Source organism: Terrabacter terrae (genome assembly GCF_039529575.1).
GTDB classification, from domain to species: Bacteria; Actinomycetota; Actinomycetes; order Actinomycetales; family Dermatophilaceae; genus Terrabacter; species Terrabacter terrae.
Window position 1 is genome coordinate 323,248 of sequence record NZ_BAAANB010000003.1, and the last position, 14,598, is coordinate 337,845.

A 14,598-nucleotide genomic window follows, 5' to 3' on the forward strand; every position below is an offset into this window, starting at 1 on the left:
TCTGTCTCCCTGTCTTGGTCGTGCACTGGTCCTGGACCCCTGCGGTCAGAGCTTGAGGTGGAGGAAGCTGAGGCCCGGGAAGAGGGCGAAGAGGACGGTCACCGGCAGCGTCAGGAAGACGATCGGAACCATCATGTAGATCTCCTTCTTGCCGCCCTCCTCCATGAGGGCGCGGCGACCGTCCTCGCGGACGTCCTGCGCCTGGGCACGGAGGACCTCGGCGAGCGGCGTGCCTCGCTCGACCGCGACGACGATCCCGTCGACGAAGCGGGTGAGGCTCATCAAGCCCGTGCGGTCGGCCAGGCCCTGCAGTGCCGCGGGCAGGTTCGCGCCGGCACGGGCGTCGGCGAGGCACCGGCGCAGCTCGTCCGACAGCTCACCCTGCGAGAGCCGGCAGACCCGCTCGAGCGCTCCGACCGCTCCCTCCCCCGCGCTGACCGCCAGCGCGAGCAGCTCTGCCACCGTTGGGAACTCGGTCAGCATCCGGGCCTCCCGTCGTGTGGCGGCGCGGCTGAGGGCGTAGTCGCGCGCAGCGATCCCGCCGAGGACGCCGACCATCACCATGACGACCAGGACGGGCAGGGGGAAGCGCCGCTGCGCCACCGCGACGAGCGCAGTGAAGGCCAGCCCCGCCAGCCCGCCGAGAGCGCCAGACATCACCTGCTCCGCGCGGAAGCCCTCGATGTCGGCCTGCCGGCCGGCCCTCAGCTGTCGGCGCGCCACCGAGGGGCCGCCACCGAAGACAGCGCCGACGGTCACACCGAGGCGGGCGATGTACGGGGCGAAGAGCTCACCGAAGCCGAACGGGCCTCTCGGTGGCGCGGGGCGGGCCAGGAGGGTCGACGGCCTCGGGGTGTCCCTGAGGTACGGCTCGAGACGGTCGTCCAGCGTCGGCCGGCGGTTGACGGGGAGCCCCGCCACGACGAGCGCGAGGCCGGCGAGCAGGAGGATGCCGGCGCTGGCTCCCGCCCACGACCATCCGTCGCGCACGACACCGGCCAGGACGCCGCCCACGGCGTTCACCGCAGCACCCGCTCTTCCTCCGGCAGGCGCCCGATCCACACCATGGCGCGGTAGGCGACCGCGCACAGCGCGGCGCCGACGGCAAGCACCACCCAGCCGGTGGGCGAGGAGTAGGCCTCGAGCGAGCTGCCGTTGAGCGCCAGGAGTCCGAGGATGACCCAGGGGGCACCCGCGGCGAGCCGAGCTGCGTTGACCGTCCAGCTCTGCCGGGTCTCCAGCTCCGAGCGGGTGCGGGCGTCCTCGCGCAGGAACGAGGACAGGGTGCGGAGCAGCTTGCCCAGGTCGCTGCCGCCGACCTCCCGCGCGATGCGCAGCGACTCGACGATGCGGTCGCCGACCGGGTCGCTGAGCCGCTCCTTGAGGCGGTCGAGGCAGTCGTGGAACCGACCCGTCGTGCGGTAGTCCTCCCTGAAGGCCTCGAACGCGGGCCGCAGCTCGAGGGGGCCACGCACGGCGAGCTGGGCGAGCGCCTCCGGCAGCGCGAGCCCCGCGCGCACGCCGGAGGTGATGTTGTCCACGACGTCGGGCCACAGGTCACGGAGCTTGTTGCGACGCTTGCGGGCCCGCATCCGAACCAGCGACAGCGGCACGGCTCCGGCCATCGAGGCGAAGCACACGGCGATCGGCAGGACGCGGGTCAGTGCGAACACCAGGACGAGTGCCACGACGAAGAGTACGACCGAGCCGAGGATGACGTTGGCCGGCGTGAGCGACGAGTAGCCGGCCTGGGTCAGGTGATCGCGAAGGTTGAGCATGAAGCCGGCACGGGCCCTCCGCTCCCGTGCGGGCTGCTGCGGCCAGAACGACCAGTAGACGAAGAAGACCCCGACCCCGAAGACCAGTCCGACCAGGAGCGGGGAGATCACGACTCCCCCTGCGCGAGAAGGGCGGCCACGTCGTAGCCCGCGCGCTCGAACGCCTCTCGGTGCGGAGGGAAGCCGTCGGCTCGTCGAAGCGCACCCTCACGTGTCACGAAGAGGTCGGCGACCTCGACGACGTCCCCCTCGGCGCGTCCCGGGACGGCGACGATCTCGCGGACCCGCCGGGAACCGTCCCGCTCCAGCGCCACGTGCACGACGATGTCGACCGCCGCTGCCACCGTGGGGACGACGAAGCGACTCGACACGTTCTCGCCCGCCAGCAGCGGCAGCGTGCACATCTTCGTCACGGCTTCCCTCGCACTGTTGGCATGGACCGTGCACATGCCCGGCACGCCGCTGTTGAGGGCGATGAGCAGGTCGAGGCTCTCCTCCTGCCGAACCTCACCGACGATGATCCGCGACGGTCGCATCCGCAGGGCCTCCTTGACGAGCCGGCGCAGCGGCACCTCGCCCGTGCCTTCGAGGCTCGGCTGGCGACACTGCATGGCGGCGACGTCGCGTTGCGGGATCTTCAGCTCGAAGACCTCCTCGCAGGTGACGATCCGCTCGCGCGGCGGGATCGCGGCGGCGAGGCAGTTGAGCAGGGTCGTCTTGCCGGCCTGGGTGCCCCCGGCGACCAGGACGTTGAGACCACTGGCCACGGCGGCCTCGAGGAACGTCGCCGCCCGGCGCGGGATGGTCCCCAACCGCACGAGATCGTCGAGGTGGTCGGCCTTGACGACGAACTTGCGGATGTTGACCTGCCAGTGCGCCCGGCTGATGTCCGGGATCACGACGTGGAGCCGTGAACCGTCGGCGAGGGTCGCGTCGACGAACGGGCTGCTGAGGTCGACGCGGCGTCCACTCGTGCGCAGCATCCGCTCGACGAGGTCGCGCACGTCGTCGGCGGAGAGGATCGTCGGGGTCAGCTCGGCGATGCCACCGCGCGCCACGAAGACCTTGGACGGCTCGTTGATCCAGATCTCCTCGAGTTCCAGATCGGCTGAACCGCAAGAGGCATCGCTGCAGGTCAGAGGCGTGCCGCGCAATCCGTGGGATGAGATTGGCACAGAGTTTGGCACACCGCTACCCGCCTCGGTAGAACCACGCCACCGACCGCCCAGACGGAGAAGCGCCATCTCGCCTCGTCACCAGCCCGGCGAGCCTCGCGCCACGTGCCCGGATCCCGCAGCCGCCGTAGGCGCTCACGTCGACAGGAGGCGATGCGTTGGTCGACCTTCGGGATCCGCGTTTGTCGTGACGAAACTGAGCCCACATACGCGGCGCCACACACCGGCACCGTCACCGAATGTGGACACCTCAACAAGCTCATGCTGGCCGTGGCAGCCATGCGTGCCCGCAAGAACGACGACACCGTGGCTACATGAACCCGCTGCCGCTGGACCGGGCCGAGCGGGACCCGTCACTCCGGGGCGGTCTTGCCTCAGGTCGGTCGGGGCGACGAAAAGTGCCCCACTGTCGCGAGCCTTCGCACCGGCACCGATATCCCCCGTGGACACCACTTCGACTCCCTCGCAAGCGGCACCCAAGCCATCGACGCCGAAACCGGCGACCCCGGACCCGTCCGTCTCATCCGCGCCGGACATGCATTCGATGCCAGCCGACGGCGTTGGCGCAACGGCGACGCCTGACATCTCGTGGTTCGACCCCGGCCCGGTCCGCGACGGGGTGGACCTCGCCGACAATCTCTGGACGGTCGAGCACCTTGTCCGGTTCCTGCCATGGCGCCGGTCGCGCCTCTTCGCCGTGCTCAAGACCGACACCTTCCCGGCGCCATACCTGCTGGGTGGCCTGACGCACCGTCCGGTGTGGCTCCGGCGCGACATCCTGGTGTGGGTTGCCGCGTCCCCCCGCAGACCCGTCCCCGACGCGGGCGATGAGCCCGACCGAGACCGGCGTGCCCATCCCCCCGAGGACGAACTCGGCGACGCCGCCCAGGCGGCGGTCCAGCCGCCGCAGCCGCACCGCTCGGCAAAGCCGGCGACTCGCACCCACAGCTCTCGCGGCGCGTGTGGGCAGTGCCCTGCGTCTTCAGGCGACAGTTCGCCGCCGCTGCCTGTCCCACCGCCGGGTTGGACGATGGTCGGGAACCTGGAGAACCTGCGATGAAAGACATGTCGCGCAAGGCGCACTTGGTGTCCCCCAGCGGTCTGGTCCATGTCTTCCCCCCGACGCCGGGAAACCCGTACTGGCGTGCTGAATGGCGTGACGCCTTTGGCCGGCGCCGTCAGACCCATGTCGGCCGGTCGTCCGAGGACGCACTCCGGAAGGCCGCCGAGGTCGAGCGGCGTCTGCTGGCGGCCTCCGAGGTGGCGGCAAACGCGCGTTTCACCCGTGACTTGCTTGACGCCTACAAGAAGGCGGGGATGGAACCGGCTCGCGGCAAGCGCACGACCTCGCGAGCGCCATGGTCGGATGGGTACAGCACGCGGGTAGGCCGCCTTTTGAGCAAGGACGTCTACGCAACGCTCGGCAGCGTCCCGCTCCGCAAACTCAGCAAGCATCAGGTGCGCGGCCAGTTGGCCCGGTGCGCCTCGTTGGCGGAAGCCAACTCCCTGCGCAGCATTCTGAGCGCTGCAGTCGGCTATGGAGTGGCCAAGGGCTTCCTGCGAGATGACCAGGCGCGCGCCTGCGATGTCGACCTGCCCGACCTGCCGAGCTCTTCGCGTCGTCAACGGCAAATCCCCGTGCAAGGGGAAAGCCCCGACTTCGTCTCGTCGGAGATGATTCCGACCGACGCGATGATTGCCGCGCTCGCCGAGGCAAAGGTGACGTACCGGCTATGGAGCGGCCTCGTCCACGTCCTTGCATATGCTGGCCTCCGCGTCCACGAGGCGCTGAGCCTGACCGCCGACGACGTACTACACGGACCGCAAGATACGACGGTCCTTCGGGTCAACAAACAGCTGGTCGAGCTAACCGGCGGCGGTATCCGCTTGACGCCACCGAAGAATGGCAAAGCGCGTTCGGCGCTGGTCATCGACATCACCCCGACGGACTTTCCCCTCGCGGCGTGGCTGTGGGAGCGCGCCCGTGCCGCACGACGCGAGCAGAGGGACGGACTCAACCCGGATGCGCTCATATTCCCGAGTAGCCGCGGCCGCACCTACTGGCGACTGCGCAACCTACGCGCGCGCCAGTTTGTCCCGGCAGCCGAGGCGGCTGGCTGGCCGTACACGAAGACCACATGGGAGGCCCGATTCAGGGCCAAGGACGCTCTCGTCATAACCCAGACACCCGGGCGGCTGTGGCAGCACCCCATTCACGCCTTGCGCCACCGGTACGCGACGACCGCGCTCGAGGTGTGGGGATGGAGCAGTTCCGAAGTCTGCGTCAACGGCGGGTGGGCCTCGCCGGAGTTCGTCTGGAAACACTACGTCGGTGTCGCGAAGGACGCGAGCGTCACCGCCGCAAGAAAGCAGCGGGAAGCCACACAACGGCGACTCGTTGAGGTCGGCCCTCATCGACCGGATAGCCCCGCGCCATTCTCGGGCTATGTCACCTCGCCCAACGACAGGCCCGCTCTTCCCGGCGAGGAGGTGGCGGCCAATGACTAACCGCAATGAAAAGTCCGGCTCGCGTTCTGACGCTACGTGCAAATGTCCGGCATTGCTGGTCGGTAGCCCCCTTCCCCGCTCCCTGGAAGAGCTCCGGGTCGACCGGCAGCCGGCCGCGTCAGGCGAGCTGCGGTTGGTGGTGGCGTGTTCCTGTCGGCGCCCGGCCGGGTCCGCGGAGCCGCTTTCGTAGCGCCGGTCCACGCAACACCACCGAAGACCCCCTGGGGCCGACCCAACAGCATCGTGAAGACAAGGAACATCCGATTGCCCTTCTAGGGCAACAGAGTTCGTCCGCCAGACAGCAAGACCCTCGCACCCCATACATCGCCCGATAGCGAAGAGGACTGACCATGCTCTGTAACCATGACCATGAAGAGTTGGCACCAAGTTCGGAGTACCGTGGTGAATCTGCGTACACCGGTGCCGGAGTGGCTGCCGGCAGTGATGCGCTCCGAGCGGCGAAAGCGTGACTGCCGTGACATTCGAGAAGACGGCCAATGAACTTCGAGCACGAGGGTACCGTGAATCAGCCGGAGTCCTGATTGGACCGCGATGCCCCTTTGTGCTTGCGGAAACCATCAGTCTCGATAGGCCCATTCAGCTAGCAGCCAGGCAAAGTCCGGAGCAAACTGCGCGTGTTAGTGACGCGGTCGCTCGCGACCTCTACGAGGCAGCCGAGGCGCTCTTCACCAAACTCGACATCTATGTCATGCATCTGCTTCCCTCGACCGCAGACCTGTCGTTACGACTTTCCAGCAGTAGGCGTGTCCAGCAGTACCGCGTCCATGGAAACGAGTCGGAAACATTCCAGTGCACTTTCGCCTCGGTCGACCTGCGTCCCCGTGGGATTGGCCTATTCATCACACTCAGTGCAGGCGCGAGCACGAAACTGAACGCAGCAGACCGTCAATCGCCAGTTGCGGTCAATGTCGCTGATGATTTCGCAAGCGCCTGCCCCAGCCTCCTTTTCGCGAAGCGACAGGACCGCTTCTTTCGCCAAGGGTGGGGGCAAGCGCCCCTTTGGGCCGAGTACGATTTGCTGAGAAGCGTCGGCCCTGTGTTTGTGGGCGACGGCTTCAACGGCATCTGGGATGATGGGAAACTCGGGCAAGCTGAGCGCCTGGTGAAGGGGACGGAGGACCGGGAGCACGCGAGCACCATTGTCGAATCGACCCGAACGTCGATGCTGTCATATACCGGCCTGCAACTGAGTATGCGGGACGGCTATGTCGACTACTACTTGCCGAGCCTGCCACCGCCAGGCCTGACGCGCCTGCACTTGGTCGGGCATCACGCGACCGGAGCAGTGAAGCGTCTCTACATAGATTCTCCATCGAACTACCCGAATGCGAGCCAGTGCCTGCGAACGCGCCCGGCCGCGAAGGACATGGAGGGTCGCCCCGCTGACCAAGTCGCCAACCTCCGCTGGTACTTCGCACATGCCGGCTCCCCGGCCTGGTCGGTGAGCGACTTGGGTCGAGAGATGGTGCGGCGCGGTTTCGCGAGCGATGGCATCCGCGGCCGGGGCGGGCCAGCTGCCGTCTACGACGAGAAGGACGCGTACGGACTGCAGGAGAGCATTTGGACGAACCTCGACATGTACGAGAGTGGTACCTACCGGCGCACCATCCACTCGAAGGATGTCGTCATCGACGACGTCTTTCCTCCCGATGGCGAGCCGTGGGCCACCCCCGAGGACTTCGAACGGATTCGTCACTGGCGCCGCACAGGCGTGGCTCGCCGGTCCAACCAGGCTGGGCACACGTTCGTGAACCTGACCGCCGAGTTCAACGGGCAGGTCGTGCACCTCAGGCCCGACAAGGTCGCCGACCCGGCACGACCCGGCAGCATCAAGGTCCGCTACGCGCTGGCGACGCCCCCGGGGAAGGGCGCCGGCCCAGCCCTGGATGGCGCAGAGGAGCGCCGTCGGCGGTTGCGTGTCTACCTTGAGCACGACTGGATGGCCGAGGCCGTCCTGCGCGCGATGCACCAGGCTCAGGTGGTGCCCGCACCGCAGCAGGTGCTTGAGCTGGAGGACTCCCATCTTGCGCAGCTGAGCGCCGCCGTGACCGCCGCCGCAGACCACGTTCACGCCAGCCTCACGGACATCGCACGTCTCGAAGCCGACATCGCAGAGATGGTGCCGGACGGTTCCCGCCACGTCATGCCAGCTGAGGCGCGAGCCAATGCGTGGGACAGGATTGGAGACCTCAAGAGCAAGCTGCCGGCCTTGCAGGCTCACGAACGGGATGCCGCGCAGGCCGCGGCGGACCACCGCATGAAACTCGAGACGACCAGACGTGGCCTCGAGTGCGGAGCCATCGGCGACCTGCTGGCCTCGCTCCTGGACCCCACCGACGTCAGGTTTCGGCCCATGTGGCGCGCCGCGATACGAGACATGAAGGTGTCCGTGCGCGACATCCGACGCAGCGGCACGACCGGTACGCAGGTCACGTTCTCGTTCAACCTCGTCGTCACCGACGGGGACACCACGGTCCTGTTGCCTGCGGCTGGTACTCATGACCTGCACAGCTTGGGAGCACTGCCCGCGCGCGCCGAGGCTCTGCTTCACGCTCTGCGAGCCGGCGTTCCCCTGGACTGGACGAAGAACGCAAACACCAGCGTCCAGCGGCGGGCGCTTCGACTGCTGCGCGAGCACATGTTGGCCGACGCGGGCGGACGCCTGGCGTTCCTGCAGTGTCGTGTTCCAGTCCTGCTGCATCTCGGAATGACCGCCCTGTTCCCGATGGACCCGTCGCGGGACCTCGAGACCATCAAGGCGGCGATGCTTGCCGACGAGGAACTCGTGCGCACCTTCAGGCACCCCGACAGGCTCGTCGACCGGTTGCAGACCCTCTACGACGCAGTGAACCCGGTTCGCGGCGGCTGGCTGCACAAGACAAGCAACTGGGAAGCGGTCGGCCTGACCGTCGCCGCACAGAACGGCGGCCTCGTGCGTCGCACCGACTTTCCCCACGCGAGGGGTTTCAACTCGTTCGCGGGGCTCTTCACGAGTGGGGCCTGGTCCCGGGACGAGCAGTGGACCAAGGTCAACGCGCATGAGTACCGCCTGCGGGGGTGCCACCACTGTGGCGGCTACCGCCGGGCCGTGATGGCCTTCCGCGAGGTCGCCGGGTACCTCTGCCTGGACTGCCACACCGACGGCGAAGGTGTCACGTGGCCGCTGGAGACTTTTGGTGCGTACGTGCGGGAGCCCGAGCTGTGGAACGCGCTCGGGCACAACCTGCCTGTGGCCACCGACGAGCACTACGCCTCTCGTCGGGAACGCCCCGGGCGGCAACCCATGATGAAGCCCCCGGCGCACAGCGTTCCGGAGCAGTCCGCGACCCTCACGGCCGCCCTCCCCGCCGCTCTTGGGTCAGGACTGCGAAACCCGTCCACGCTCACTCCCGAGGAGTGGAACGCGTTGCTGCGCGACTATCAAGCACCGCAGTCAATCAGACACGTCGCCGCCGTGCACGCTGTGAGCCGCTACGCACTGGCCGACCTGCTGCGGGCTCAAGGGCTGCTACGGCCGCGACCGTCGCGCCAACACCACGCGCCCTGAGGACCCACCACACACCGGGCACCGCCGGCAACGGGACTTCGCCGCCCCGGATGTCATGGTCAGCGTCATCAGCAGCGCCCTCCGGCTCCGCCCCAGCGGCTGTGGGGGTAGGCGGCTGGACTGACACCGGTCAGGCAAAACGAGTGGGGCTTCGGCAGGCGGTCGCTCAGCCCCACCTCGCAGCGCAGGCCCTGAACACCACATCTACGCTGTCCAGGGCCTGCTTCCGCCGCTCGAATCAGGTTGCGGTCCCGCCCAGCTCACGCAGGACGGAGTTCAGGCTGGGTCCGGTCCGTCGGTTGTAGGGCAGCATCGACAGGGCCTTGCCCATCGCGCAGCTGTTGGTCACTGCCGCTCCCGCCAGGCCAGCGCCGATTGCCGCCGACACCCACTTGAGGGCGGGCACCTTGGTGCTGGCCAGCACGCCGGTCAGGACAATGCCGCCGGCGACGAGCCGCACCTGGCGCTCGAGCTCCCACGTCTGCGCGCCGCGGTTGAGCGGGCCGCCTGCGACCTCCCAGGCGGCAACGCCGCCGGTGAGGACGTGCAGGTTGGCCAGGCCGGTCGAGCCGAGCAGCGCCTCGGCCTGGGCGGCCCGGGCCCCGGAGCGGCAAACGAGGACGACGTCCTCGTCCAGGTGGGTCCGCAGCTCGTCGCGGTGATCGCGCAGCAGCGGCAGCGGCACGTTGTAGGAACCAGGGATGTGGGCGGTCGTGAACTCGGCCGAGGTCCGCACGTCGAGCAGGCGGGGCCGGTCGTCGGCGGCCATCCACTCCTGCAGCGCTTGTGGGTCGAGCGCCGCGGGCCTGCGCGGCGTGGTGCCGGTGGTGGTCGGGTCTGGGTGGACGGAGGGGTTGTTGCTCATGGTTCCTTTCACGTTCCGCGCGCCCGGGAGGCGTGCGGGTTCCGAGGGAGGGCGCGGCGGATCGGCCGCCGCGCCAAGGGCCGGGTTCTCGCTCGTCAGCCGAGGAGGGAGAGGCTGCGCGCGGCCGTGTAGAGGGCGACGCCGACGAGCAGGACGGCGAAGGCGATGGTGAGGTGTCGTGGGTTGGCCCGGGACGCGATGCGTCCACCGATGAGGCTGCCGCCGACAGCGGCGACAGTGAAGGTCGCGATGAGGGACCAGTCGAGGGAGCTGCTCGCGTGGGTGACGCGCGCGGTCAGTGCCGTGGCGCTGTTGACGGCGATGACGAGCAGGGACGTGCCGACCGCGGTGGGCATCGGGAACCCGAGGGCGAGGACGAGGGCTGGCACGAGGGCGAACCCCCCTCCGACGCCGAAGAACCCGGTCAGCAGACCGACGAGGGTGGCGGTCACGACGACCTTGGCCACGCGTGGCGAGGCACAGCTGAACGGGCGCAGTGTGATCATCGGCTCGACCGTCGGGTCGATGAGTGTCGAACGCTCGGCAGGGCTGAGCACGCGGCGCAGCATGAGCGCCGCGACGACGAGCATCAGGGCTGCGAACGCGAGCAGCAGGGTGTTGGGGGCCACGGACCGAGACAGGGCGGTCCCCGCGAACGAGCCTGCGGTGCCGAGTGCACCGAAGAGGAGCCCTTGCCCGAACCTGACACGGCCAGCGCGGGCGTGCGGTACGAGCGCGATGAGGGAAGTGACCCCGACGATGATCAGCGAGCTGGTGGTGGCTGCGCGCGGGTCTTGGCCGAGGACGTAGACCAGGGCGGGGACGGTGAGGATGGAGCCGCCTCCGCCCAGGGCCCCGAGGGCGAGGCCGATCAGCACGCCGAGTGGTATGGCCAGCAAGGGCATGGGGTGGAGCTCCTTCGAAGCTACTGGTGGTGGCGTCGGATGTACCAAGCTCGGCGCTGCATCGAGGGCCGGGACGACGGTGGTCCCGGCCCCCGACGGCGCCGTCCGAGCTCAAACTGAAGCCCGGTCTCGAGCGCGTCGGCCTCTCCTGGGGGAAGGTGAGACGGCGACGGCTCGGCGGACAGGGCGCGCCAGGCTCGGCACCGGATCCGGGACGTCCCATGGGGGGGCGGACTCCCGGGCGGAACCCACCCGGGTCACAGACCGGGTGGGCGTCGATGGGCCGGTGGCGGGCACGCCCGCCACCGGCGCCGGGGGCTCAGCGGCCGAAGATGCGGCTGAGGAAGCCGCCCCCGGTGCCACCCGTGGAGGCGGAGACGTGGCCGGGGCAGCGCTGGCCGGCGGGGACGTTGCGCATGACCTGGTCGACGTGCTGGCCGCAGCCGGCCCAGGTGGTCTTGCCGCAGGTCTTGCAGGTGGCGGGACGACACATGGTGGATCTCCTTGTCTACCGTCGATGTTCGGCGGTGGGGGTTGGTTGTCTTGAGAGGGTGGTGGCGTTTCGGCGGTGGGTCAGGCAGCAGCGGTCAGTGGCAGGCCGGCCGCTGCTGCGTTCTCCCCGTAGCTGTCGTCGACCGCGACGACGGGGTGTCCGTGTGCAGCGAGGACGGACGCGGCGATCGAGGCGCGATAGCCGCCGGCGCAGTGCACCCAAACCTCTCCTGCGGGAGCCTCGGCGAGGCGCTCGAGGAGCTCATGCAGAGGGATGTTGACGGCGTCGTCGATGTGCGACTCGGTGAACTCCGAGGCGCGGCGGACGTCGAGGACGGCGACGCGGCGGTGGTGACGCACCTGGGCGAGGTCGGCGAAGGTGGCGCGCTCGAAGGAGCCGAGCGGGGAGTCGGTCCAGTCCGCCGGGGTGCCGGTGGCAGCGCCCTCGAGGTGGTCGATGCCGATCCGGACGAGCTCGCGCTGGGCCTCGGCGACCTGCTCGGGGCTCTCCCCCAGCAGCGTCAGGGGCGTACCCCACGGGATGAGCCAGCCGAGGTAGGTGGCGAACTGGCCGTCAACGCCGAAGTTCAGCGTCCCGGTGACGTGCCCAGCGGCATACGCGGTCCGGTTGCGCAGGTCGACGACCCACTCGCCGTCGGTGATCCGTCGGGCCAGCACCGACTTGTCGGCACGCTCCGGGGCCGACAGGTCGGCCGCCTGCGGGCCGGCGCTGTTCGCGGCGCCCATGTGGGCGTAGTACGCCGGGTACGCGTCGAGCCCGGCGAGCGTGTCGGCGACCCAGTGCTCCTCGTCCTGGGTGAGGGCCGGGTTGGCCTTCTTCTCCCGGCCGATCGTGGAGGCGGTCGCGTCGCCGGTGGAGCCAGCGGAGCAGAAGCTGCCGAAGCCGTGGGTGGGCAGCACGTGGGTGTGCTCCGGCAGCTCGTCGGCCAGTCGGTGGGCCGAGGCGTACTGGTGGTGGACGAGGTCGTGGGTGTGCTCGTGCCCGAGGAGGTCGGGTCGACCGGTGGCGCCGAAAAGCAGCGAGCCTCCGGTGAAGACGCCGACGGGCTCGAGCGTCCCCGTCTCGTCGTTCGCGGCGTCGAGGGCGTACGAGAGGTGGGTGTAGGTGTGCCCGGGGGTGGCGATGACCCGGACCCGCAGTGCCGGTGACACCTCGAGGACGTCGCCGTCGCTGACCGGGACGCGGTCGAAGGAGACCTCGTCGGCGGCGTTGACGTGGTACGCGGCGCCGGTGGCCTGGGCCAGGGCGTAGCCGCCGGTCACGTAGTCGTTGTGGATGTGGGTCTCGAAGACGTGGGTGATGGAGACGCCGGCGTCGTTCGCGAGGTCGAGGACGCGGTCGATGTCGCGCTGGGGATCGATGACGATCGCGACCTGCCCGTCATGGGCGAGGTAGCTGCGGTCACCGAGGGTCGGGGTGTCGATGGGGATGATGGTCGCCATGGGCGGGTCCTTTCGGGGACGGACCGGGACGCGGTCAGGTGCGGGGTCAGGTCGGCGCGGCAGGGTGGGGAGCCGGGTTAGGCGGAGGGCTTGGCTCCGGCCACCACCGGGCGGCCTGCGGCGGCCCAGGCCGCCGTGCCACCGTCCACGGACCGGGCGTCGAAGCCGGCGCGGGCGAGGTAGTCGCTCATAGCTCGGCTGCGGTTGCCGCTGGCGCAGATGACGTAGACGGGTCGCTGGCGGTCGAGCTCGCCGACGCGTGACGGCAGCTGACCCATCGGCATCAGCACGGCGCCGGGCACGTGCCCGCCGACGTACTCACCGGGCTCGCGCACGTCGACGACGGCGGCGCCGTCAGCAGCTGCGGCAGCGAGCTCGTCGATGCTGGCAAGGGTGGTCATTGACACTCCTGAGGTAGAGAGTTGATACCCACCGGGGTATCTGACAGGCAGAACCGTAACCCCGGATGGGGCATTCCGTCGAACCGGGCAGCGTGTCACCCATATACCCCAGCCCGTATGCGCCGGTCGGGCGGCGCTGCCTCTTCACGCCTGCGGAACGGATACCCCGGTGGGTATACACTTACCCAGTCGAACCGTTCTCACGCAAGGAGATCCCCATGTCCACGCAGAACCTGACCGCCGCCGACTTCGAGTCGACGATCACCCGCGAAGGGATCACCCTCGTCGACTTCTGGGCGTCGTGGTGCGGACCGTGCCGGATGTTCGCGCCCGTCTACGAGGCCTCGTCCGTGAAGCACCCCGACATCGTCTTCGGCAAGATCGACACCGAGGCCGAGCAGCAGCTGAGCACTGCGGCCGGGATCACCTCGATCCCGACACTCATGGCCTTCCGGGACGGCATTCTCGTCTTCAGCCAGCCCGGCGCCCTGCCCGCCGCCGCCCTGGAGCAGGTCATCACCGCCGTTCGCGACCTCGACATGGACGACGTGCGGGCCAAGGTCGCCGCGGCGCAGCCCGCCGACGTCTGAGTTCGGACTCAGCCGCCACCCGTGCCGCGCTCTTCCCGTCAGGCCCTCCGCACCCACACCAGGAGAGAACATGGACTACACGCTCACGACCATGGTCGACGCTGACTTCGACGCGACGCTCACCGCGACCCGTGCCCAGCTGGCCGAGGTCGGCTTCGGGGTCCTCACCGAGATCGACATGGCGGCGACCCTCAGGACGAAGCTCGACGTGGACATCGCGCCCCAGGTGATCCTCGGCGCGTGCCGGCCACCACTGGCCTATGCCGCACTCGAGGCTGAGCCCTCCATCGGGGTCCTGCTGCCGTGCAACGTCGTCGTCCGCGCGCTCGGGACCGGGCGCACCCTCGTCGAGGCAATGGACCCGGCCACCATGGTCAAGCTCACCGGCAACGACCAGCTCACCGATGTCGCTGTCGACGCACGTGAGCGCCTGAACCGTGCTCTCGAGGCGCTCAGCCCCCGTCCGGCCTGACGGACGGCACAGGCTGGGATCGCCGCCGAGCCCCACCACATCCGGAGCTCCCCTGAAGGGGCGCCCACCAACGCAGAAGAGGTCCACTCATGGTCACACCCCCCGCAGAGGAGATGACGCCGGTAATCAACCGGCTCAAGCGAGCCCAGGGCCAGATCGGCGGCGTCATCCGTCTCATCGAGGAGGGCCGTGACTGCCGGGACATCATCACCCAGCTCGCTGCCGTCAACAAGGCCCTGGACCGGGCCGGCTTCGCCATCATCTCGACCAACCTGCGCGAATGCGTCGCCTCACCCGAGGGCCTGCTGGACGAGGACCAAGCCACCCTCGAGACGCTCTTCCTGAGCCTGGCCTGACAGCGAGGAGGTGGGGCATGTCGC

Annotated in this window: 14 protein-coding genes; 6 read left to right on the top strand and 8 right to left on the bottom strand. The window is 69.1% G+C overall.

The features are described from left to right. Nucleotides 1-45: 45 nt before the first annotated feature. From ABD194_RS06880 to ABD194_RS06890, 3 genes are read right to left on the bottom strand one after another with little or no spacing between them, the layout of a single operon-like run. Nucleotides 46-1,023, bottom strand: a complete 978-nt coding sequence (locus tag ABD194_RS06880; RefSeq protein WP_343989356.1) for a type II secretion system F family protein — start codon at nucleotides 1,021-1,023, stop codon at nucleotides 46-48. Beyond that, nucleotides 1,020-1,886: a type II secretion system F family protein gene (locus ABD194_RS06885; RefSeq protein ID WP_343989653.1), complete on the bottom strand. Its 867-nt coding sequence runs from the start codon at nucleotides 1,884-1,886 to the stop codon at nucleotides 1,020-1,022. Before ABD194_RS06885 ends, ABD194_RS06880 begins: the two co-directional genes overlap by 4 nt. Next, on the bottom strand, nucleotides 1,886-2,932 hold the full coding sequence (locus tag ABD194_RS06890) for a TadA family conjugal transfer-associated ATPase (RefSeq protein WP_343989358.1): 1,047 nt from the start codon (nucleotides 2,930-2,932) through the stop codon (nucleotides 1,886-1,888). Before ABD194_RS06890 ends, ABD194_RS06885 begins: the two co-directional genes overlap by 1 nt. A gap of 463 nt (nucleotides 2,933-3,395) precedes the next feature. Here ABD194_RS06890 and ABD194_RS06895 point away from each other — a divergent pair, with 463 nt between their 5' ends. The 3 genes from ABD194_RS06895 to ABD194_RS06905 all read left to right on the top strand — a co-directional run bounded on the left by ABD194_RS06895 (nucleotide 3,396) and on the right by ABD194_RS06905 (nucleotide 9,029). Next, nucleotides 3,396-4,013: a hypothetical protein gene (locus ABD194_RS06895; protein ID WP_343989360.1), complete on the top strand. Its 618-nt coding sequence runs from the start codon at nucleotides 3,396-3,398 to the stop codon at nucleotides 4,011-4,013. A gap of 5 nt (nucleotides 4,014-4,018) precedes the next feature. Then, entirely contained in the window at nucleotides 4,019-5,461 is a 1,443-nt protein-coding gene (locus ABD194_RS06900; protein WP_343989362.1) for a hypothetical protein, read from the top strand. 475 nt (nucleotides 5,462-5,936) lie between these two features. Next, complete coding sequence (locus tag ABD194_RS06905; protein ID WP_343989364.1) at nucleotides 5,937-9,029, top strand: hypothetical protein; 3,093 nt, start codon at nucleotides 5,937-5,939, stop codon at nucleotides 9,027-9,029. A 238-nt stretch (nucleotides 9,030-9,267) separates the two neighbouring features. On the opposite strand, the gene ABD194_RS06910 is transcribed toward ABD194_RS06905, so the two are convergent. The 5 genes from ABD194_RS06910 to ABD194_RS06930 form a co-directional block, all read right to left on the bottom strand. Then, complete coding sequence (locus tag ABD194_RS06910) at nucleotides 9,268-9,894, bottom strand: rhodanese-like domain-containing protein (RefSeq protein ID WP_343989366.1); 627 nt, start codon at nucleotides 9,892-9,894, stop codon at nucleotides 9,268-9,270. A 95-nt stretch (nucleotides 9,895-9,989) separates the two neighbouring features. Beyond that, nucleotides 9,990-10,799: a sulfite exporter TauE/SafE family protein gene (locus tag ABD194_RS06915; protein ID WP_343989368.1), complete on the bottom strand. Its 810-nt coding sequence runs from the start codon at nucleotides 10,797-10,799 to the stop codon at nucleotides 9,990-9,992. 319 nt (nucleotides 10,800-11,118) lie between these two features. Further along, complete coding sequence (locus tag ABD194_RS06920; protein WP_343989370.1) at nucleotides 11,119-11,292, bottom strand: hypothetical protein; 174 nt, start codon at nucleotides 11,290-11,292, stop codon at nucleotides 11,119-11,121. An 80-nt stretch (nucleotides 11,293-11,372) separates the two neighbouring features. Continuing rightward, nucleotides 11,373-12,755, bottom strand: coding sequence for a rhodanese-like domain-containing protein (locus ABD194_RS06925; RefSeq protein WP_343989372.1), 1,383 nt, complete (start codon nucleotides 12,753-12,755; stop codon nucleotides 11,373-11,375). A gap of 77 nt (nucleotides 12,756-12,832) precedes the next feature. After that, on the bottom strand, nucleotides 12,833-13,156 hold the full coding sequence (locus ABD194_RS06930; RefSeq protein WP_343989374.1) for a rhodanese-like domain-containing protein: 324 nt from the start codon (nucleotides 13,154-13,156) through the stop codon (nucleotides 12,833-12,835). 218 nt (nucleotides 13,157-13,374) lie between these two features. Here ABD194_RS06930 and trxA point away from each other — a divergent pair, with 218 nt between their 5' ends. The 3 genes from trxA to ABD194_RS06945 all read left to right on the top strand — a co-directional run bounded on the left by trxA (nucleotide 13,375) and on the right by ABD194_RS06945 (nucleotide 14,574). Beyond that, the gene (trxA, locus tag ABD194_RS06935; protein ID WP_343989376.1) at nucleotides 13,375-13,746 is read left to right on the top strand and encodes a thioredoxin; all 372 of its coding nucleotides are present in this window, start codon (nucleotides 13,375-13,377) and stop codon (nucleotides 13,744-13,746) included. Between the two features lie 70 nt (nucleotides 13,747-13,816). Continuing rightward, nucleotides 13,817-14,218 (top strand): DUF302 domain-containing protein, encoded by a 402-nt coding sequence (locus ABD194_RS06940; RefSeq protein ID WP_343989378.1) that lies wholly within the window; start codon nucleotides 13,817-13,819, stop codon nucleotides 14,216-14,218. 89 nt (nucleotides 14,219-14,307) lie between these two features. Further along, nucleotides 14,308-14,574: a metal-sensitive transcriptional regulator gene (locus ABD194_RS06945; RefSeq protein WP_343989380.1), complete on the top strand. Its 267-nt coding sequence runs from the start codon at nucleotides 14,308-14,310 to the stop codon at nucleotides 14,572-14,574. The last annotated feature ends 24 nt before the right edge of the window (nucleotides 14,575-14,598 follow it).

Excerpts from the sequence above, each read along its gene's own strand:
- ABD194_RS06945 (WP_343989380.1), top strand. The coding sequence starts at position 14,308 with ATGGTCACACCCCCCGCAGAGGAGATGACGCCGGTAATCAACCGGCTC.
- ABD194_RS06930 (WP_343989374.1), bottom strand. The coding sequence starts at position 13,156 with ATGACCACCCTTGCCAGCATCGACGAGCTCGCTGCCGCAGCTGCTGAC.
- ABD194_RS06900 (WP_343989362.1), top strand. The coding sequence starts at position 4,019 with ATGTCGCGCAAGGCGCACTTGGTGTCCCCCAGCGGTCTGGTCCATGTC.
- trxA (WP_343989376.1), top strand. The coding sequence starts at position 13,375 with ATGTCCACGCAGAACCTGACCGCCGCCGACTTCGAGTCGACGATCACC.
- ABD194_RS06915 (WP_343989368.1), bottom strand. The coding sequence starts at position 10,799 with ATGCCCTTGCTGGCCATACCACTCGGCGTGCTGATCGGCCTCGCCCTC.
- ABD194_RS06925 (WP_343989372.1), bottom strand. The coding sequence starts at position 12,755 with ATGGCGACCATCATCCCCATCGACACCCCGACCCTCGGTGACCGCAGC.
- ABD194_RS06940 (WP_343989378.1), top strand. The coding sequence starts at position 13,817 with ATGGACTACACGCTCACGACCATGGTCGACGCTGACTTCGACGCGACG.
- ABD194_RS06920 (WP_343989370.1), bottom strand. The coding sequence starts at position 11,292 with ATGTGTCGTCCCGCCACCTGCAAGACCTGCGGCAAGACCACCTGGGCC.
- ABD194_RS06910 (WP_343989366.1), bottom strand. The coding sequence starts at position 9,894 with ATGAGCAACAACCCCTCCGTCCACCCAGACCCGACCACCACCGGCACC.